At 60.4% G+C, this 18,019-nt stretch carries 24 protein-coding genes; 20 read left to right on the top strand and 4 right to left on the bottom strand.

The window, feature by feature from the left end; genetic code table 11:
* Nucleotide 1: 1 nt before the first annotated feature.
* The 20 genes from AWB77_RS35190 to AWB77_RS23560 all read left to right on the top strand — a co-directional run bounded on the left by AWB77_RS35190 (nt 2) and on the right by AWB77_RS23560 (nt 15,404).
* A complete protein-coding gene (locus tag AWB77_RS35190) occupies nt 2–298 on the top strand; it encodes a DUF2635 domain-containing protein (protein ID WP_061136873.1) in 297 nt (98 codons plus the stop codon).
* Nucleotides 295–1,782: a phage tail sheath subtilisin-like domain-containing protein gene (locus AWB77_RS23655; protein ID WP_061136872.1), complete on the top strand. Its 1,488-nt coding sequence runs from the start codon at nt 295–297 to the stop codon at nt 1,780–1,782. The genes AWB77_RS35190 and AWB77_RS23655 overlap by 4 nt, the downstream gene beginning before the upstream one ends.
* Before the next feature lie 318 nt (nt 1,783–2,100).
* Entirely contained in the window at nt 2,101–2,499 is a 399-nt protein-coding gene (locus AWB77_RS36090; RefSeq protein WP_157694911.1) for a hypothetical protein, read from the top strand.
* Nucleotides 2,500–2,567: 68 nt separating this feature from the next.
* On the top strand, nt 2,568–2,942 hold the full coding sequence (locus AWB77_RS23640) for a phage tail tube protein (RefSeq protein WP_061136869.1): 375 nt from the start codon (nt 2,568–2,570) through the stop codon (nt 2,940–2,942).
* A gap of 3 nt (nt 2,943–2,945) precedes the next feature.
* Nucleotides 2,946–3,506: a phage tail assembly protein gene (locus tag AWB77_RS23635; protein WP_061136868.1), complete on the top strand. Its 561-nt coding sequence runs from the start codon at nt 2,946–2,948 to the stop codon at nt 3,504–3,506.
* A 163-nt stretch (nt 3,507–3,669) separates the two neighbouring features.
* Nucleotides 3,670–5,097, top strand: coding sequence for a DNA circularization protein (locus AWB77_RS23630; RefSeq protein WP_061136867.1), 1,428 nt, complete (start codon nt 3,670–3,672; stop codon nt 5,095–5,097).
* Nucleotides 5,098–5,100: 3 nt separating this feature from the next.
* Nucleotides 5,101–6,714 (top strand): phage tail tip lysozyme, encoded by a 1,614-nt coding sequence (locus tag AWB77_RS23625; RefSeq protein WP_061136866.1) that lies wholly within the window; start codon nt 5,101–5,103, stop codon nt 6,712–6,714.
* A gap of 14 nt (nt 6,715–6,728) precedes the next feature.
* On the top strand, nt 6,729–7,811 hold the full coding sequence (locus AWB77_RS23620) for a phage baseplate assembly protein (RefSeq protein WP_157694909.1): 1,083 nt from the start codon (nt 6,729–6,731) through the stop codon (nt 7,809–7,811).
* 11 nt (nt 7,812–7,822) lie between these two features.
* On the top strand, nt 7,823–8,386 hold the full coding sequence (locus tag AWB77_RS23615) for a phage baseplate assembly protein V (RefSeq protein ID WP_063936552.1): 564 nt from the start codon (nt 7,823–7,825) through the stop codon (nt 8,384–8,386).
* A gap of 3 nt (nt 8,387–8,389) precedes the next feature.
* On the top strand, nt 8,390–8,836 hold the full coding sequence (locus AWB77_RS23610) for a phage GP46 family protein (protein WP_034473985.1): 447 nt from the start codon (nt 8,390–8,392) through the stop codon (nt 8,834–8,836).
* Nucleotides 8,837–8,867: 31 nt separating this feature from the next.
* Nucleotides 8,868–10,001: a baseplate J/gp47 family protein gene (locus tag AWB77_RS23605; RefSeq protein WP_244158627.1), complete on the top strand. Its 1,134-nt coding sequence runs from the start codon at nt 8,868–8,870 to the stop codon at nt 9,999–10,001.
* A gap of 7 nt (nt 10,002–10,008) precedes the next feature.
* Nucleotides 10,009–10,605, top strand: a complete 597-nt coding sequence (locus AWB77_RS23600; protein ID WP_061136863.1) for a YmfQ family protein — start codon at nt 10,009–10,011, stop codon at nt 10,603–10,605.
* A gap of 8 nt (nt 10,606–10,613) precedes the next feature.
* On the top strand, nt 10,614–11,588 hold the full coding sequence (locus AWB77_RS23595; RefSeq protein ID WP_061136862.1) for a hypothetical protein: 975 nt from the start codon (nt 10,614–10,616) through the stop codon (nt 11,586–11,588).
* Nucleotides 11,589–11,599: 11 nt separating this feature from the next.
* Nucleotides 11,600–11,836 (top strand): hypothetical protein, encoded by a 237-nt coding sequence (locus tag AWB77_RS23590; protein WP_061136861.1) that lies wholly within the window; start codon nt 11,600–11,602, stop codon nt 11,834–11,836.
* A gap of 5 nt (nt 11,837–11,841) precedes the next feature.
* Nucleotides 11,842–12,951, top strand: coding sequence for an acyltransferase family protein (locus AWB77_RS23585; RefSeq protein WP_061136860.1), 1,110 nt, complete (start codon nt 11,842–11,844; stop codon nt 12,949–12,951).
* An 86-nt stretch (nt 12,952–13,037) separates the two neighbouring features.
* Nucleotides 13,038–13,457: a hypothetical protein gene (locus tag AWB77_RS23580; RefSeq protein ID WP_157694908.1), complete on the top strand. Its 420-nt coding sequence runs from the start codon at nt 13,038–13,040 to the stop codon at nt 13,455–13,457.
* Nucleotides 13,441–13,998, top strand: a complete 558-nt coding sequence (locus AWB77_RS23575) for a hypothetical protein (protein WP_157694907.1) — start codon at nt 13,441–13,443, stop codon at nt 13,996–13,998. The genes AWB77_RS23580 and AWB77_RS23575 overlap by 17 nt, the downstream gene beginning before the upstream one ends.
* 59 nt (nt 13,999–14,057) lie before the next feature.
* Nucleotides 14,058–14,348, top strand: a complete 291-nt coding sequence (locus tag AWB77_RS23570) for a DUF7940 domain-containing protein (RefSeq protein WP_061136857.1) — start codon at nt 14,058–14,060, stop codon at nt 14,346–14,348.
* On the top strand, nt 14,320–14,844 hold the full coding sequence (locus AWB77_RS23565; protein WP_061136856.1) for a glycoside hydrolase family protein: 525 nt from the start codon (nt 14,320–14,322) through the stop codon (nt 14,842–14,844). The genes AWB77_RS23570 and AWB77_RS23565 overlap by 29 nt, the downstream gene beginning before the upstream one ends.
* Before the next feature lie 2 nt (nt 14,845–14,846).
* Nucleotides 14,847–15,404 carry a lysis system i-spanin subunit Rz gene (locus tag AWB77_RS23560; protein ID WP_061136855.1) on the top strand — a complete coding sequence of 186 codons (558 nt, stop codon included), beginning with the start codon at nt 14,847–14,849 and terminating at the stop codon, nt 15,402–15,404.
* 73 nt (nt 15,405–15,477) lie between these two features.
* Here AWB77_RS23560 and AWB77_RS23555 read toward each other — a convergent pair whose 3' ends face one another.
* The 4 genes from AWB77_RS23555 to AWB77_RS23540 form a co-directional block, all read right to left on the bottom strand.
* The gene (locus AWB77_RS23555) at nt 15,478–15,834 is read right to left on the bottom strand and encodes a hypothetical protein (protein ID WP_061136854.1); all 357 of its coding nucleotides are present in this window, start codon (nt 15,832–15,834) and stop codon (nt 15,478–15,480) included.
* Nucleotides 15,824–16,387 (bottom strand): helix-turn-helix transcriptional regulator, encoded by a 564-nt coding sequence (locus AWB77_RS23550; RefSeq protein WP_061136853.1) that lies wholly within the window; start codon nt 16,385–16,387, stop codon nt 15,824–15,826. Before AWB77_RS23550 ends, AWB77_RS23555 begins: the two co-directional genes overlap by 11 nt.
* Nucleotides 16,329–16,805: a hypothetical protein gene (locus AWB77_RS36080; protein WP_157694906.1), complete on the bottom strand. Its 477-nt coding sequence runs from the start codon at nt 16,803–16,805 to the stop codon at nt 16,329–16,331. The genes AWB77_RS23550 and AWB77_RS36080 overlap by 59 nt, the downstream gene beginning before the upstream one ends.
* Nucleotides 16,806–17,675: 870 nt before the next feature.
* Nucleotides 17,676–17,957 (bottom strand): hypothetical protein, encoded by a 282-nt coding sequence (locus tag AWB77_RS23540; RefSeq protein ID WP_061137025.1) that lies wholly within the window; start codon nt 17,955–17,957, stop codon nt 17,676–17,678.
* Nucleotides 17,958–18,019: the final 62 nt, after the last annotated feature.

The raw sequence follows: 18,019 nt of genomic DNA, 5'->3' as shown, positions 1-18,019 counted from the left end.
AATGATCGTCAAACCTGCACCGGGCCTCAAAGTGCGGCATCCGGTTACGAAGCAGTTGCTGCCGGACGAAGGCATCGTGGTGCCGGACGGCGACATCTTCTGGACCCGCGTGCTCAATGACGGTGACCTCGTCGAGGTAAGCGCGAAGGAATTCCAAGCAGCGCAAGAAAGGGCGGAGGCCGATGCAGAGGCCGTGCGCGAAGCGCAAGCCAAAGCCGCCGCTGACGCGAATGCTGCGTCGAGCGATCAACCGGCAGCCAATGCGGCGGCAACTGATGAAGAGGTCGAAAAACAATGACCATCCCGTTCAAGCAAATCCCGCAGAACATCCGCACGCCGTTGTTCTTCGCAGAGATCGACAATTCGCACGCGAACTCCGCGGTTGCGAACCAGCGCGCGCTGCTCATCGGTCCGATGACGTCGGCCGGCATCGCGACGCCGAATGTGCCCCTCATCTCATCGGGCACGGGCGACGCGAACGTCCAAGCCGGCGCGAACAGTGTGCTCGCGCTGATGACAGCGGCATATCGTCAGAACGATCAGTTCGGCGAACTCTGGTATCTGCCGGTCCAGGACGCCGGCGGCGCGGTGCCGGCGAGCGGTACGATCGCCTTTACGTCGGCGCCGACGGCCAATGGCACGATCTCGCTGTATATCGCCGGTCAGCTTGTCACCGTGCCGGTGACGGCCGGCCAGACGACTGCACAGATTGCGACCGCTGTCGCCGCGGCGATCAATCTGATTCCGTCGATGCCCGTCACTGCAGCCGCATCGACGAGCACCGTAACGCTGACGGCCGACAACAAGGGTCTTGTCGGCAACGACATCGATGTCCGCTTCAACTACATCGGCACGACGGCTGGCGAGGCGCTGCCGACCGGTCTCGTCGCGACGATCACGGCGATGGCGGGCGGTACGACGAATCCGACTCTCACGACGGCGCTCGGCAATCTTCAGGATATGCCGTTCGACTTCATCGCGTGCGCGTTCACCGATACGACGTCGCTCGACGCGCTGAAGGCGTTCCTGAACGACTCGACCGGCCGCTGGAGCTGGCAACAGCAGGTGTACGGTCACGTGTTTGTCGCGTACCGCAGCACATGGGCAGGGCTCACCATGTTCGGCACGGCGCGGAATAATCAGCACGAGTCGATCATGGGCTTCAACGACTCGCCGACGCCTGCATGGCAATGGGCGGCCGCGATTGCGGCGGTGACCGCGGTGAGCGTGCGCGCTGATCCGGGCGTGCCGATGCAGACCGTCGCGCTGACGGGAGTGCTGGCGCCGCCGCTGCAGTCGCGCTTTAACCTGAGCCAACGCAATACGCTGCTCTATGACGGCATCGCCACGTTCACGGTCGGTGACGACGGCACGGTCGCAATCGAGAACCTGATCACGAGCTACCAGACGAATGCGTTCGGGCAGCCGGACAACAGCTATCTCGAAGTCGAGACGATGTTCCTGCTTGCGTACGTGCTGCGTCGCTTGCGCACGCTGGTGACGTCGAAGTATGCGCGCGTCAAGCTCGCGGCCAACGGCACGCGCTTCGGCCCGGGCGCCGGCATCGTGACGCCGAACATCATCAAGGCTGATCAGATCGCTGAATATCAGGCGATGGAATACGAAGGCTACGTGCAGGGCAGCGATAAGTTCGCTCAGTCGATCATCGTCGAGCAAAACGCGCAGAACCCGAATCGGGTCGACGTGCTATGGCCAGGAGTTCTCGTTAACCAACTCAGAATTTTTGCGCTGCTTGCCCAGTTCAGGCTGTCGGCATCATAAAATGGGGAAGCCCCGATGTGCGCTAACACGATCGGGGCTTCCTATCCAGCATCCACTTCGCCGAGTGAAAGATGGCTGACCAAGATTTTGCCATGAAGGCTTGCACCGGGTGCGGGCTTAGTAAGCCTGCGACCACGCAGTTTTATAGTCCCCGCGCGCAGGGGAGGCTGAGACTGGCATCTGCCTGCAAAGAATGCGCTGCGAAAAGCCGTCGAGAAGCGGAAAGATCCGATCGAGCGTGAAAAGCACTGCCGCGCTGTGGCGAGGAGTGCGAAGAAGAGATACGACTCTGATCCGGAGTTCAGAAAGGCTGAACTTGTGAGGCTGCGTCATTTGAAACGCAGGCTTCGTTCAGATCCGGAATATGCAGAGCGGCTTTTAGCAAAAGATCGGGAATGGCGGAAAGCCAACTGGAATCGCGTTAAAAAGTACAAGCACAAGTGCGGGGCATTGCAAGTCTTTCATGTAATGCAGCGCCAGGCGGCGAAACTTAAAGCGACGCCCTTTTGGTCGGAGCGGGATAAAATCGTTGCCCTTTACACAGAGGCGCGTCGCATCACGGAAGAGACGGGAATTGAACACCATGTCGATCATATTGTGCCGCTTCGTGGGAAAGCGGTTTGTGGACTGCACGTACTGGCAAATCTCCGCGTGATCACTGCGGACCAGAACAAGCGGAAAGCTAACAAATTGATTGCCGAATTGCTGGCGGCGTAGCAGTTCCTGAAGCGAATATTCATAGGGCACCTTTGCGGTGCCCTTTTTCATTTGTGGAGAAGCCAACGATGGCGAACAACACGAATTTCATCGCCGGCACCGCGTATATCACGATCGACGGCGTCAACTACCAGCTCGAAGGCGAGTTGCGGTACGACGTCGGCACTGTGACGCGCGAGTCGCTCGCAGGACAGGATACGGTGCATGGCTTTAGCGAAAAGCCGAAAGCACCGTCTATTTCGGCGTCGATCCGCGACTCAGGTGGCGTCAGTCTCGCTGCGATCAACGCCATGCGCAGCAACACGGTGGTGCTCGAGCTCGCGAACGGCAAGACGATCATCGGACGCAACATGTGGACGGTCGAAGCACAGGAAGTTGACACGACCGAAGCAAAGTTCACGGTCAAGTGGGAAGGCCTGCAGGGCTCGGTCACGGAGCAGTAAGCGATGAGCGACACAAAAACAATCCAGCTGCGCAAGGCGCTGAGCTACGGCAAGGGCGATCAGGCTAAGACAGTCGACTCGATCACGCTGCGCGAGCCGACCGCAGGCGAGTACGAGAAGGCGGAAAATGCGGCCGGTGTCTACGGTCTGCAGATCGCCCTCATCGCGCTGCTTAGCGGCGTGCCGGTCGATGTGATCGATCAGATGTACACGAGCCAGATCGACGAGGCGGCTGACTTCGTCGGTTCCTTCGGCAAGGAAGCCATCAGCGGTATGAAGGCGAGCGCCGACGAGTTCGAGCTCGTTCTCCGGTCGCCGGTAAAACTCACGGCCGACGAGAGCCCGTTGAATGTCGCTTCTCTCGAATTGAGCGAGCCGACGAATCAGCAGAAACGTAAAGCGTCGGCCGCTGGAGGCACGTTCGCCTCGAGTATCGCGCTGATCAGCATCGTGTCGAAAGTGCCGAAGAACGCAGTGCGCGCGCTGACCGCGCGCGACTTCATGGCCGCGTGCGCGTACTTCAACGGTTTTCAGCTTCGGCGGACAGCGAACTCGGACGACTGATTGCCGCCGTCACGGCCATGCCGGAGGGCTGGGATGATGTCCTCGCCGAGTTGACGCATTTCATGCGGTGGGGGCCGAACGACACCGACGGCATGACGTTTTCCGAGACATTGCGTTGGCTTGATCAGGCCAAGCGCATGAAACAACAGATTGGAGCAAAGGCATGAACATTGGAGGCGGCGCAGGCGCAGTGCTCGGCACCACCTCGGGCATCTCCAATCTGGCGAGTTCGCTGGCCGCGCGGCTCGGCGGATCCGCGGGCTCGTACTTCGATCAGTTGCGGCCCGCGTCATTTCGTGGGGTGCCCTTCGTATCGCTTGGTGGCGAAGGCGCCTTCGGGCGCCGAAACGAGGTGCATGAATACGTGCTGCGCGACACGCCGTGGGTCGAGGATCTCGGGCGCGGTACCCGTCGCTTCCGTGTCTTCGGGTTCGTCGTTGGCGACGACGTCATCGCGCAGCGCGACCTGCTGATTGCAGCCTGCGAGAAGGAAGGCGCTGGCTCGCTCGTGCATCCGACGTACGGTCGGCGAGACGTCAGTTTGATGGACAGCCGCTGGATCGAGCGGTGGGAGAAGGGCCGATACTTCGAGTTCGAGTTCGAATTTATCGAGGGCGGCCCGCGTGTCTTCCCTGCGACGTCGGTGGCGGGCGGAAGTCTTGTCGAAAGCGCCGCAAGCGACCTGAACGTCGCGGCCGCGCTCAACTTCGCTCGCACGGCGCTGACCGCGATCGCTTATGGCGCGGCGGTGCTTGGCTCGGCGGTGAGCACGGCCGTCGGCTGGTACACGGCGGCAAAGAACTTCGTTGGCGACGCGCGGAACCTCTTCCGGCTTCTGACGAACCTGCCTGGTGACTTTGGTCGGTTCGCCGGAAGTGCCACGGTGCCAACGTTCAGCAAGTTCCCGAGCTCGTCAGTGGACACGAGCGGCGCAACCGTCGAAAGCCTCACCCAGGCGGCGACCCTCGCGCGCGCGAATGTCGACGCAGCGTCCGCGACGCTCGACTCGGCGGCGAGAAATCTTGACGCCTCGACGATTGACGAATTCACCACGGCAGTACAAGGGGTCACGAGCGCGATGTTGGCGGCGACGCCAGATCCGGCTGATTCGATGCGCTTGCTCACTTCGCTGGCCGGATATGAGCCGAGTGGCGCGACAACGGCGTCGACGATTGGCACTGCGATGGCGACGATGCAAGCCGCATGCTCCGATCTGTTCCGGCGCGCGACCATCGCTTCGATCGCGGTGGCCGCATCGAATTACGAGCCTACGTCGAGCGACGACGCGGCGCGCGTGCGCAGTCAGGTGCTCGATCTGATCGACGCAGAGATGACCATATCGGGCGATCAAGGCGACGATGAGACGTATGACGCCCTGCGCTCTCTGCGGCATGCCGTTGTATCGGACTTGAATCAGCGCGGAGCGAGCTTGCCGGCGATGCGGACCTTCGCGTTCGCAACGCCGCTGCCGTCTCTGACGCTCGCGAATCGCATCTATCGCGACGCGGCGCGAGCGGACGAACTGGTTTCGCAGGCGGATCCGGTCCACCCTGCATTTTTCCCGACTAGCTTCAAGGCACTGGCAACCTGATCTATGGCAAACAACCTGACGATCGTAATCTCCGCGCTCGACAGGACGGGCTCAGGCTTCGCTTCGGCGAACCGGAACCTTCGCGCCATCGATCAGGCGATGATGCGCACGACGCGCTCTTCGCAGCGCATGACGGCAGTGCAAAGCTTCGTGACCGGCGCGACGCGCGCGAGCGCGCTTAGCGGCGCGTTGCTCGCGGGCGTTGTGGGCGCGGCTGCGCTCGTCACGTCGAAGATTCTTTCGATCGAATCGGCATGGGCGAACACCGTCCGCAGCGTCAGCAACAAGTCGCTGACGCTCGGCATCGACGCCAAGCAGCTTTTTGGCATTCAGAACGCGGCGAAGTCGGTCGGCCTGAGCGCGGAGCAGGCTACCTCGTCGGTGGAGGGTGTGACGCGCGGGTACTATGAGTCGACGCAGGGTCGCGATCCGCAGAAGCGGATGATCTATCAGGCGTACGGGATCAACGGGCTGGACGAACGCGGGCAGTTCAGTTCCGAGCGGCTGCTCGAACAGATCGCTGCAGCCGGCGAAAGTGTGAACGGCCGAAACGGTCCACTCGCGCGCCATCGCCTGTTTGAAGCGCTGGACGCTGGGGGCCTGGAAGATCTATTGAATAAGGGGGCTGGTGGCGTGCGCGATCGTTACGCGCGTGGCGTCGCGCTTGCCCCCAGCGAGGACGATATTCGTCACGCAAACGACTATGCCGAAGCGATGGGCCGACTCGACGCGCAGTTCGACAAGACGAAGCAGACCATACTCGGCGGGCTTGCTCCCGCGTTGACGACATTTCTGGAAGGCGTCGAGCGCGTTATCGCGCGCGTGAACGGACAGGACTTTGTACCGACGCGCTGGAACGGTAGCAGCAATGTTCCTGCTTCGTCGCCGGACGCACCGCCCGCAACGAACTTGGGCGACCGTGCGATCGATGGGCTTGAGAAGTTCGGCAACTTCTTGCGCGGGAACGGCGCGCGCACGAATGCGCAAGTCGGTGCGGAGCCGAACAAGAACGTCCCATATGCGATCGACTACTTCCAGCGCCACGGAATGACCCGCGCGGCGGCGATCGGAATGACGGCTAGTCTCTTGCACGAGAGCCAACTCGATCCGTTCGCGGAGGGTGACAACGGAAAGGCATACGGCGCTGCGCAGTGGCATGCTGACCGTGCCGCAGGATTCGAAAAATTTGCTGGGCACTCGTTGCGGACTTCTACGCTCGATGAGCAGCTCGCATACGTGATGCAAGAGCTTTATCACGGTGGGCCTCAGGAGCAGCGCGCGGGCGCGATGTTGGAGATGGCCAAGACGCCGGAGGAGGCAGCCCGAATCGCATCGCTTTTGTATGAGCGGCCGGCGGGTGGAGCAGCAGAAGCTGATCGGCGCGCAGCCACGGCCGGCCGTATCGCTGGGCTTTATTCTGGCGGACAAGCGCCAAGCGCGGCACAGCAAGACGCGTCACCAGCGCGTTCGGACGGCGAGCTTCGCGTCAAGGTCGAACTAGGCAACTTGCCGAAGGGATCGCGCGCCGAAGTGTCGGGTACGCCGAACGTGAAATCGACGGTAGAGCGAGGCTCAACCGGCTCAACCAGTCAATTCGCGCTTGGAGCGACGTACTGATGAATTCGCTCGTTGTGACGCTGCCGGAATCGAATATCTCGATCACCGGATGGAAAAGCGCGCGCGTCACGCGCTCGATCGAGAGCTGCACCGGCTCGTTCGTGTTGGAAATGACAGAGCGCTTTCCAGAAGAGGTTGACGAAGCTTCACTGATCGGCGGCACGCCAATTCGAATCGCTATTGATGCCGACAATCTGTTGCTGACGGGCTATGTCGATACTGTCGAGTACATCATCACGCCGCACGAGCATCTAGTCCGCGCGACGGGTCGCGGCAGATGCCAAGATCTGATCGACTGTAGTGCGCCGGTCGATCGGATTCTGGCGAACAGCCGCATCGATGCCGTGTGCCGCGAATTGGTGCAGAACTTCGGCGAATCTAAAACGCAAAAGATTGATGTCGTCGTGAGTGCGAGCTTGCAGGCGGTCATCGACGACTTGCCCACGATCCCCTTTCAACTGATCTCGATCACAGAAACGCCGTGGGAAATCATCGAACGGTGCTGCCGCTATAGCGGCGTGCTCGCGTTCGAGCTCGAGGACGGCTCGCTATGCCTCGCACTGGCCGGCGACGCGCTTGGCTCGACCGGGCTTGAAATCGGGAAGAACGTCGAGTCCGCGGTGTCCGTGAAGAGTTCGCTCGGTCGTTTCTCGCGCGTCTCCGGGGTGCTGACGAACTACAACAACGCGACTGACATCGGCGTTAATTTGCTGCCCGAGTACACGGCATACGACCCCGGCGTGAAGCGGTACCGGCCGAAGTTCATCGTGTCCGAACAACCTTCGTCCGACCGAACGTATTTGCAGCGGCGCGTCGATTGGCAGATTGCGCGTGCGTACGGCATGTCTCGGCAGGTGCGCGTGCTTGTGGACAGTTGGACTGATTCGAGCGGCTCTCCGTGGTATCTGAATTATCAGGTGCCGGTCACCATGCCGCTGCTCAAGATTCCGGAGAAGACGCTTCTGCTCATCACCGAGATCAGCTTCATTCTTGACGAGAACGGAACTCATACCGAGCTTCTGCTCGCGCCGCGCCAGGCGTATCTGCCGGAGCCGCTCGTTCTCCAACGCATTGATCCGGACATCGCGCCGGCCTGAGGACACCTTAAATGCTCGACGCACTGAACGCGCTCTCACGACGGATTCGTCTGTTCGTGAGTCGCGCGGTGATCTCATTCGTCGATGACACGCGCACCGTGCAATACGTCCAGGCGCGGATCAACGCGGTCGAAACCACCGGGGACATGCCCCGCTATGCGGAATATGGATTCACGTCAAATCCGCCGACAGGGTCCGAAGTCCTGATGATCTTCGGCAACGGCGAGCGGACGAACGGGTTCGTGATAGCAACCTCGAATGCCGAGTTCCGAGTGACGGCGCTGAAGTCGGGCGAGGTATGCATCCACGACAACTCGGGGCAGAAGGTCTATTTATCGCAGGCCGGCATGGTCCTCGACGGCGGAGGTAAGCCTGTAACGATCACGAACACACCTGACATCCTCGCAGACACGCCAATGCTGAAGTGCACCGGCGACATCATCGATAACTGCAACACGAACACCCGCACGATGGCGGGCATGCGAGCAGTAGCCAATCTGCACACGCATCCGATCACGAACGTGCAGACGGGCACCAGCACGATCAACACGCAACCGCCGACACAGCCGGAGTAATAGATGCCTGACATCAGCATCGTCTGGGATACCGCGAACAGCCGCGGTGATTGGCAGCAGCTCGGCCCCGATCTGCTGACCGGGAATGATCTGCAAACCGCTGTTCTGCTGAGCCTCTTCACCGACCGCGCGGCGAATGCCGACGACGTCATTCCTGATGGCACCGGCGACCCGCGCGGCTGGTGGGGCGATCTCGATGAGGACAGCCCGATCGGCTCGCGGCTTTGGCTGCTCGATCGCTCGAAGCAGACGCAAGAAGTGCTCAACAACGCGCGCGATTACATCGTCGAGGCGTTGCAATGGCTCGTCGATGACGGTGTCGTCGCGAGCATGGATGTTCAGACGGAATGGACGCGCGACACGTTTCTCGGCGCGCAGATCACGCTCTATCAACCTGCCGGCCCGAGCGTCTCACTGACGTACGCATGGGCGTGGCAACAGCTCACCTGATATGCCATTCCAACGAAAAACGCTCTCCACCTTGATCAGCGAGGTGGCGGCCGACATCAACTCGGCCTTGCAGGGTGCTGATGCAACGCTGCGGCGCACGGTTCTCAAGGTCGTCGGCAAAGTGCAGGCCGGCATGTCGAACCTGCAGATGGGCTACCTCGACTGGATCGCGAAGCAGGCGGTTCCGTTCACCGCAGAGGACGAATACCTTGAAGGGTGGGCGGCGCTGAAGAAGGTGTATCGCAAGGCCGCGACGCCCGCCCAGCTAGCTGCGTCGTTCGCTGGCGTCACGGGAACAGTGCTCAATGCGGGGACTCCGGTCGTACGCAGCGATGGCGCGACATATACGACGGCTGCAACAGCAACGGCGGGCGGCACTGGGACTCTTTCAGTGACAATCGTCGCGACCACGGCCGGTGCGGCCGGCAACGCCGACCCGGGCACGACGGTCGCGCTCGGCGCTGCGGTGCCCGGGCTGCAGTCGTCCGGAGCAATCACGGGAACAGTTTCGTCGGGCGCTGACGTTGAAGATAACGACTCGTTGCGCAATCGGATGCTCGCGGCGTACCAAAACACGCCACAGGGTGGCGACCTGAACGACTATGTCGGGTGGGCGCTGGCCGTGCCGGGTGTGACGCGCGCGTGGGTCGCGCCCAATGGCTTTGGCGCCGGAACAGTCGTCATCTACACCATGTGGGATGTGGCCGAGGCGTCACACGGCGGCTTCCCTCAGGGAACGAACGGATGCTCGCAGTATGACAAGGGGCCAGGCGGCGTGCCGCGCGGCACTGTCGCGACCGGTGATCAGCTCGTCGTCGCTGACGCCATCGTCAATGAGCAGCCCGTGACCGCGCTCGTGTATTCGTGCGCTCCGCTCGCGAACAATCTGACGTTCACGCTGTCGGGCCTGTTGAGCGCGTCGACTGCGACACGCGCGGCAATCGCTGCAGCGATCTCCGACGTGCTTTTCCGAAATGGCGATCCGCGCGGCGGCACGATCAATCGCTCCGACATCGAGTCAGCGATCGCGTCAGTGTCCGGCACAAGTGGGTTCGTCATTACGCTCGTTCAAGGCGTGGTCGGCACAACGACGACGACTTACCCGGGAAACATCACGAGCGGCTTCGGTCAGCTTGCGGTGCTTGCCGGCGTGAATTACGTTTGAGGCGTCCATGCTTGCACCGAACTTCAAGGCGGCTGATTTCCTCGCCGCGATGCAGGCGCTATTGCCGCGCGGGCGCGTCTGGCCGCGCGATCCGGATGCCGTTCAGACGAAGGTGCTTTCGGGGCTCGCACCTTCATACGAGCGTCAGACCGCGCGCGCGAACTATCTGCTTATCGACGCCTTCCCTACGACGACGTACGAGCTGCTGCCGGAATGGGAGTCAACGCTAGGGCTGCCTGATCCGTGCGCGGGCACGGCGCCGACAATTCCGGCGCGCCGCGCGCAGGTAATAGCGCGACTTACCGCAATGGGTGGCGCATCCATCCCGCAGCTCACCGCGTTCGCGGCGTCGCTTGGCTACACGGTCACGATCACGCAATACACGCAGGCACGCGCCGGAATGCTGCGTGCCGGGCAGCCAGTAAACGGCTACGACTGGAACTTCGCGTGGAAGATCGCTGCGCCGCTCAATACGGTGGTGAGGGCGGTCGCGGGTTCGATGGCGGCAGGTGATCCACTCGCGTCGTGGGGCAACGCAGTTCTTGAGTGTGAGTTTCGCGCGGTGATGCCGGCACACACGATCCCAATTTTTGCTTACGCATAAGAGGCAACATGTTTCGAATCGACGACGTAACTGCGGCAACTTCACTGCCGACGCCGGAAGCTGCGGGCACCGAGGGCTATTTCACAGAGGGGAATCCCGCGGCGGGCACGCCTGCGACGAACGTCCGCGGGTCGTGGCTCAACATGGTTCAGGAAGAGTTACGCGCGGTTGTTGTCGCGGGCGGGTTGACGCCCAGTAAGACGACATATAACCAAGTGCTGACAGCGATCCGCTCGATGTTCTCGCCTGTCGTCGGGACTGCTCGCAATTTGTCGATGGCCATCGCGACTGCCAGCAGCACAGCGACGCTTACGGCAGATGAGATCATCGTCGAGAGCGCGCTTGGTGGTCAGACGTATAAGCTGGCAGGCTTCAACAAGACGATCAATTTGGCGACCACGGGGCCTGGTGGGATTGACTATGCCGGCACTGTTCCGGCGAGCGGATTTGTAGGCATATACGCGATCTACAACCCGACCACCGGAGCGAGTGCGCTCGTCGCACAGGGCGCAAATGTACTGTTGCCGAACATCTACAACAACGGATCGGCGATCCCTAGCCTCGGATACACCGCCTCGGCGCTTGTTTCGGTCGTCCCGACTAACGCGAGCTCGCAGTTCTCTCCGGTTTTCCAAAATGACCGAAACGTGGCCTTCGGCGGGTCGAACATACTCACCTCATCGGCCGTCGTTAATGCGAGTCCGACGATAGTCAATGCGTTAGTGATCCCGATGAACGCCAAGACCGTAGGCGGATTTATCCAGGCAGGATCAACGGCAGCTTCCGCCGTCGGCATCGCGGTGTACCCCACGTCTGTTGCCCTTGGCGGAAAGATCATGGCGGCGAACGTGGGAGCTGGGCAGTCTCAGGCAGTTCCTTTCGAGCGCCTCGGTATTAGCACTCCGCAACGGCTTTTCTACACATCGAGCAATGGGGCGGGGACGCCAGCGTTTACGATCTCGCTAAACAATTACGATTTCTGAGGAGCAACGCGATGACTGTGTTCGTTCAATTCGCTGACTCGACGGAGAAAAGGATTGTGTCTGTCTTCGGTTGCGAGCAGGATCCGAGCGTCTGGCCTAATCAAGGCCAAGTTGGCGACGACGATCCCCGCCTTGAGGCGTTCCAAAACGGGCTTCCAGATCAGTTCGACGTCAGCTCTCTTCTCGGCGGCGGCGGTGCGAATGAGGTTCTCATAGGCGGATATAATCCCGTTTCCAAACGGGATTGATCGTCATGAAAGAGCGGGACAGAAGTGTAGACGTGCTTCGCGGCATCGGCATCATCGCTGTGGTGGCTGGGCATGCAAGTAGCGGGATGGGCCTGGCGCCTTTTTCCCCTTACTCTTTTCATATGCCGCTCTTCTTCTTTCTTTCTGGAATGTTTTTCCGCGAGGGAGAGATCGAGGGCGCTCGATCGCTTGCCGCGCACATCAAGACCTTTTTGTTGCCTACCACGGCGTGCATTGTGTTTTACGCGTTCCTGTGTAAGCTTTTGGCAGCGTTTGGATTTGCTGCGCTAGATCGTCCGATAACGCTCACGAATCTCTTCCTTACGCAGTTCAGCACCTCTGGGGCATACCCTTTTACGTCGCCATACTGGTTCATCCCAAGCCTTTTTCTTGTTCGGGTGTATTTCGGGGGCGTTCATACACGTCTCATCCGCCTCACCGGCGGCGGGACAGGACGGTCGCTGGCAATTGTGGAAGGGTTATTCCTCCTCGCGTATTTGTCGATGTCGGTCGGGTCTATTGTGCTGTCTCGCGAGTTGTATGCGGTCAAGTCGATGAGCTTGATCAAGATCGGGATCCTACATATCACCTTCGCGTCATTCTTTTACTATTTCGGGTTCGTCTGCGCGAAGTATCGATTGCAGCGGTATATGGCCGGTGTCTTCGTGCTCTTCGCCCTATATGTAATTCAGCAACACCTCTGGGCAACGGGGACAGTTCTCGATTTTTGGATGCAGATCATGAAGTTCGAGAGTCCCATCTTGCCAATCGTGACCAGTCTGACTGGCGTTGCATTCTTCTTCGGCATATCGCAACTGATTGCTGCTCATCGTGGTGCGAGTCCGCTGGCCTACATCGGGGGGAAAGGGTTGCCGATTGTGCTGCATCAGTTGTTCGGTTTTTTTGTGCTCAACCTGATCTTGTGTGGTCTTGGTTTTATAAGACCCGGAGATATTACCGGGCAGTATTTCCAGTGGCATACAGAAAAAACATGGCCGCTTTACGTCATCTTCGGGGTAGTCGTTCCATTACTGATTGACCGGTACGTGGTTGGCCGATCAAAACGCGCTCTATCGAATGTGGTCGAGCGTTGGCGGCTCAGAATCACCGGTTGAGCGCCACACTTGCAAGACTATGTCGGACCTTAGCCGCCTTCGGGCGGTTTTTTTATGCCTCCACGGCTCAACAGGGGAAATACCAGATGTCGGAGTTCTGGAACGAGGGCGTCAAGTCGATCGTGACTGCTCTCGGGAGCGTGGGCACGTTCTGGGCCGGCGGCCGGATGTGGCGGCAGATCGATCGCAGGCGACAAGCCGAGAGCGAAGGCGAGGCCAACATCGTCAAGGCGGACTCCGCCGCGCAAGTAGAGGCCATTTCACGGTTCGAGCGGTTGGCCACGCTGGCTGAAGAACGGGCCGGCCGCGCTGAGGCGCGGGAACTGCTCGCCGTGCAGCGCGCGGACCGCGCTGAAGAACTGATGCGCTCCGCCGAACAGCGAGCGGACGCAGCCGATCGGCGCGCGCAGCGCGCTGAGGCCGAAGTGCTCGAATTGAAAACCAGAATCGAACGCCTCGAGAAGGCGATCGAAAACCGGAGGGAGTCAGATGTCTCGCGTTCGTGACTGGCGGTGGTGGGTGATGGGCGCATGTCTCTTCGGCGGCTTGGCGGGCGTCGCCGCCGTCGGCTTCTTCATCGGGCAGTGGGGGATGTCGGTAGAACGTGCCAACTGGACCAGAGAGCGCGCGGCCTACATCAAACGGTTCCCGGAGGTGCGCGCTGAGACTCGAAACGCATGCGTCGCCGAATACGAGAGCAAGGTGCAGCAGCTGCAACAGCAGAACCAGCAGAACATCCAGGCGATGTCGGACCTTCGATCCTTGATCACCGACACGCATGAGGTCGCGCAATACACGCTGCGCTTCCTGGGCGACCGGGCGAAGCTGACCGACGCGCGCCAAGCAGCGCTCATTAAGCAGACGCGGCAGGCCGCCGTGGCGGCAACTGTCGCCGCGCAGAAAACAGAGGCCGTCGAGCAGAAGGTCGCAGTCGCCGCGACGAAGGCCGATGAAGCCGCGAACACCGCGAAGGCGGTCGACAAAAAGCTGGAGACGGCGACGCATCCGGCTCTGCCTGCGCAGCCTTGGGCGGGCAGTCGGCGATAAGCCACGCACGCTTTCACATCCGACCCGGCCACGCGCCGGGTTTTTCTTTCAGAGGCCATATGAACCTCAAGCTTCGCCTGGTCGATGACGCGGCCAAGGTGCACACGTACTCGTCAACCATTATCGCGGCGGCGCTCGGCGCTGTTTCGGTCGCATCGCCTTTCATCGAGGCGGCATGGACGGGCATGCCCGACGAAGTGAAGTCGCTTTTGCCGGATAGCTGGCGGCTCGCGATCGCGATCGCCGTCGGCTGCCTAGCCATCATCGCCGCGCGCTACACAACGACGGCTCCGAAAACCACGACAGCAACAGAGGCGGCCGATGGCGACGCAAGCACAGCAGCCAAGTAAAGGCACCGGCAAGAAGGTCACGCTTGCGGCATCGATCGGAGTAGCGGCGTCCGCGGCGCTCGTCGCGCTCACCGCATCGCAAGAGGGCGTGTCGCTTAAGCCATACAACGATCGGCTCGCCAACAACATTCAGACGGTGTGCTTCGGCGAGACGAACGTTGCGATGCGGTCGTACACGCTGCCCGAGTGCAAGCAGATGCTCAGCGATAGTCTCGCAGGCTACGCCTCGGAGGTGCGCGCGATTACACCCGGATTCGACAAGCTGTCGGACGGCCAGAAGGTTGCGGTGCTGGATCTTGCGTACAACATCGGCGTGCCGAACTATCGTGGATCGACGCTGCGGAAGCGCTACGTCGCGCGCGACTTCCCCGGGGCATGCAGCGAGTTCATTAAGTGGCGCTTCGTCGCGGGCAAGGACTGCGCGATCGCGGCGAACCGCTGCGGCGGCATCGTGACGCGGCGCGAACTCGAGGCGCAGGCCTGTCGAGGAAACTGACCATGTCTCCATACCTCATCACAGGAATCATCGCGGCCGTACTCGGCATCGCGATAGGCGGCGCAGCCGTGCACACCGTGGATGCCACGAAGCTGGCGAGCGAGCAGACCGCGCACGCACGAGACAACGAGATCAACGCGCAGAAGCTGCAGGCGGTGTCTGATGCGGCCGCGAGCGCGGCGCGCGCGGCGATCGCAAAACAGAACGACGCGTCGACGCAGATCGCGTCGCTCGACGCGCAACTCATTCAGGAGAAAGCATCCCATGATGCCGACAATGCGAAGAATCGCGCTGCTATCGCTGATGGCGCTCGCCGGCTGCGCGTCGCAGTCACAGCCTACGCCCCCGCAAGCAGTAGCAACGCCGCAAATTCAGGCGCAAGCACCGGCGGCGTGGTCGATGGTTCCGGTGGCACAGCCGAGCTATCACCTGCGTTTGGATCAGCTCTTTTCGGGATCGTCGATGACGCCGACGCCGACGCCCGCGCAAAAGCCGAATATCTACAGCACTACGTCTGCATCCTCCAGCAGCAAGGAGTAATCGCGGGCGCCTGCACTTAACGACCACTACGGCCAAGCAGTGACGCACTAGCCACGCACAATTCCGGCGCGTGGCAGTGGTCTATCTCCCGTTCTACTTTTTCTTCGCTGCGGTAATGTCGACCAGTCGCCCAATTTGTGTGGAAACGTGGCCTAAGAAACCTGCCATCGCTGCCTTGGTCGATTCGGCCACTTCGGGAGTCGTATTTGTCGCTATGTTAGCGACCAGTTCAAGCAATGCTGAGGTTGGAAGAACCAGAGCCAAACGAGCGACTCGCTCCTCCGGGGACTGGCCATCTGCCGGCTTCGTCACACTATGGAACAAGATCCTCGACATAGGCATGCCAAATTGGATCTCAGAGGCTCCATCAGCGTAGATTTCGGTGACGTTGTCGGGCACGTGGCAGTCGAATGCGACTCCTTCCGTCCGCTGTTCGATTTTACGTGGCATGGACTCGATCTCTCGGGAGAATAAAATTTGCGATTGCTGTACTCAACGCAGAGTCAGAAGTGCCGTCGTACAACAGCGCCGGCGAACGCTGACTTTGGAGAGTGGTCGCGGTAACCCAAGTAGCCACAGCAGTCTTCGGGCTCGTTGACTCCGATTTTATAGAACGAATCAAAGTGAATTCTGGTGCGTTCTCTAGGCCTCCGGCCGCATCCTCGTGTTCGAACGACTCGACCGCAAGGGCGCGATCGGAGAGGTCCTGGAACTCAGCGAGGTAACGTGAGTAAGAGACGAATTTAGTAAGCAGCGCCACGTCGAAGAATTCGCCGAGCTTCAGTAAGGTAGCGATAGATGTCTTGCCGTAGCTCGGGTCTTCAATCCTCGCCACGGCAGATTGACCGCCAAGCTTCAATGCACGCGCGAGTTCAGCTTGCGTCAGACCCCGCGACACTCTTAGAGCCTTGATTTGGAAGGCCAGCCCCTGTGCGACGTTGCTCTTAACGTAAGCGTTTCGGTACGCCTTGCGCCGCAGCTTTGCCAGTTTTGTCGGCTTCATGATCCACCTCATTTTCGTCCCATGGTACCGAACGTCCGCCGCCTTCTACGAGCGTTTCACGTCGGGCGCAGCACATGCCGTAGGCGTTTTGCGGCACGAACTTGCCCCCTTTCTCTTTCGCGAAAACCAAAAGTGTGAAAACGCCGTCCGTCGGTCCAAAAAAGCCGAGGGGGCGTTGCTGGACGTTGTCGGCTTGAAATCGGAATTCGAAGAAGTCCCGGAACCCCCCTTTGTGCTCAGGGCGAAGCTTGTGAGCATTGGGCCGCACCCATTCTGAGCGGTCGCGGACTTCGAGATACTCCCAATGCAGATCGAACGCTGCTTGCACCGAGTCGCTTTCACGCTCGTAATCCTTTCTGACCTCTCGTTTTCCCGCGCTTGTCTCATAGTCGTGCAGCCGCCATTTCTTGTTCGACATAGTATCACTTTTTTGTGATTTCCCGATCGTGAGTGAGCGCTACCGCACGCGACCTCTCGTCATCCTGAGACTGCTTGTCGGCGGAAAGCGTCGGAACTTTAGCGCACATTTCAAGGCGGGGCAGGTAGGTGCGTGTCATCGGCTTCGGGCCAACTGCGTGTTGTGGCAACGCACGCGACCACCTGGGCCCCTCACCCTGGCGCTAAGGCACTAGCGACCAGCCGCCGGTCTTCAGATCGGAGGAACGAAACCTGCGCGTCCATGTTCTGACCAAAATGGGAGGCGCTATGTACTCGTTGGGTCCGTTTTTTCTCGAAGTTCTTCCCGCGTCGGCCCCGGGTGACGGCTGGACGGCTGATGCCCGTTTCTCCAGACGATGTGATTATCGGAACACTAGGACGAAAGTTCAGAAGGTTACCTACTCGACTGGATTCGTTGGGAAAACCCGAAGTGATGTTGAAAAGCAAGTAGTCGCTTGGGCGAGAGCCTTCACGGACGGAGAAACAGATACTATCCTTTCCCATATCGAGATCAGCGCTCGATAGCCGCCGACGCTGATGTCGCCGATAAAGGCACCTATGCTCGGTGAGGCCTCGGGAGCGCGCTATGGAACGGACGGATCATCTCGCTAAGTTGGCACGGCTAAATCGGGAGATCATGCTGTGCAGAGCACGCATTGAGGCGGTGCAGAAAAGACCTTCCGGGGGAGAAGAATTCCCTGAGCTCTGCGTTCGTGAAACGTTACTAAGAACTCTGCAGGACGTCTGCGATTCCTTGGCGTTACTCCGAAGCTTTGCGCGTCAAGAGGTTCGAGATGTCCATTCCCGGGCCAGAGATCGTATGCATGGGGCGGCGGCGCCCTCCGACCGTTCATAGGGTGTGTTTCGTCGGTGTTGATTTCTGGTCGTCAGCAATGATCTGCGCGAGCTTGGGGTAGAACACATCGCATCGCTCGTGATGCGCGGTCGCGCTTCGGCGCGGGCAATCTGCGAGCTCGGTGCCGAGGTCGGTCATCGGGAAATCCTCGCCGAGCCGCGCGACCAGCTTGGCAAGTCGATACCGGCCTTTGCGGTCGCAACGGGAGCACTCAATGTCGAGGTGAGTCGCGCGCGCCGCGAGCTCGCCAAGAAGAATGGCTCCGTTCTTACCCATCGCACTCAGGCTGCTCGTACTCGTCGTCGTACTCGTTGACGATGCAATCGCAGCCATTCGAG

This window comes from Caballeronia fortuita (assembly GCF_001544835.2).
GTDB classification, from domain to species: Bacteria; Pseudomonadota; Gammaproteobacteria; order Burkholderiales; family Burkholderiaceae; genus Caballeronia; species Caballeronia fortuita.
Note: the sequence above shows the minus strand (reverse complement) of the source record. Positions and strands in the feature narration are given on the sequence as shown.

Coding starts and splice junctions, on each gene's coding strand:
- AWB77_RS23570 (WP_061136857.1), top strand. CDS start 14,058: ATGAACCTCAAGCTTCGCCTGGTCGATGACGCGGCCAAGGTGCACACG.
- AWB77_RS23595 (WP_061136862.1), top strand. CDS start 10,614: ATGTTTCGAATCGACGACGTAACTGCGGCAACTTCACTGCCGACGCCG.
- AWB77_RS23555 (WP_061136854.1), bottom strand. CDS start 15,834: ATGCCACGTAAAATCGAACAGCGGACGGAAGGAGTCGCATTCGACTGC.
- AWB77_RS23540 (WP_061137025.1), bottom strand. CDS start 17,957: ATGGGTAAGAACGGAGCCATTCTTCTTGGCGAGCTCGCGGCGCGCGCG.
- AWB77_RS23565 (WP_061136856.1), top strand. CDS start 14,320: ATGGCGACGCAAGCACAGCAGCCAAGTAAAGGCACCGGCAAGAAGGTC.
- AWB77_RS23550 (WP_061136853.1), bottom strand. CDS start 16,387: ATGAAGCCGACAAAACTGGCAAAGCTGCGGCGCAAGGCGTACCGAAAC.
- AWB77_RS23610 (WP_034473985.1), top strand. CDS start 8,390: ATGCCTGACATCAGCATCGTCTGGGATACCGCGAACAGCCGCGGTGAT.
- AWB77_RS23580 (WP_157694908.1), top strand. CDS start 13,038: ATGTCGGAGTTCTGGAACGAGGGCGTCAAGTCGATCGTGACTGCTCTC.
- AWB77_RS23585 (WP_061136860.1), top strand. CDS start 11,842: ATGAAAGAGCGGGACAGAAGTGTAGACGTGCTTCGCGGCATCGGCATC.
- AWB77_RS23575 (WP_157694907.1), top strand. CDS start 13,441: ATGTCTCGCGTTCGTGACTGGCGGTGGTGGGTGATGGGCGCATGTCTC.
- AWB77_RS23560 (WP_061136855.1), top strand. CDS start 14,847: ATGTCTCCATACCTCATCACAGGAATCATCGCGGCCGTACTCGGCATC.
- AWB77_RS23600 (WP_061136863.1), top strand. CDS start 10,009: ATGCTTGCACCGAACTTCAAGGCGGCTGATTTCCTCGCCGCGATGCAG.
- AWB77_RS23635 (WP_061136868.1), top strand. CDS start 2,946: ATGAGCGACACAAAAACAATCCAGCTGCGCAAGGCGCTGAGCTACGGC.
- AWB77_RS23625 (WP_061136866.1), top strand. CDS start 5,101: ATGGCAAACAACCTGACGATCGTAATCTCCGCGCTCGACAGGACGGGC.
- AWB77_RS35190 (WP_061136873.1), top strand. CDS start 2: ATGATCGTCAAACCTGCACCGGGCCTCAAAGTGCGGCATCCGGTTACG.
- AWB77_RS36080 (WP_157694906.1), bottom strand. CDS start 16,805: ATGTCGAACAAGAAATGGCGGCTGCACGACTATGAGACAAGCGCGGGA.
- AWB77_RS23630 (WP_061136867.1), top strand. CDS start 3,670: ATGAACATTGGAGGCGGCGCAGGCGCAGTGCTCGGCACCACCTCGGGC.
- AWB77_RS23655 (WP_061136872.1), top strand. CDS start 295: ATGACCATCCCGTTCAAGCAAATCCCGCAGAACATCCGCACGCCGTTG.
- AWB77_RS23590 (WP_061136861.1), top strand. CDS start 11,600: ATGACTGTGTTCGTTCAATTCGCTGACTCGACGGAGAAAAGGATTGTG.
- AWB77_RS23640 (WP_061136869.1), top strand. CDS start 2,568: ATGGCGAACAACACGAATTTCATCGCCGGCACCGCGTATATCACGATC.
- AWB77_RS23615 (WP_063936552.1), top strand. CDS start 7,823: ATGCTCGACGCACTGAACGCGCTCTCACGACGGATTCGTCTGTTCGTG.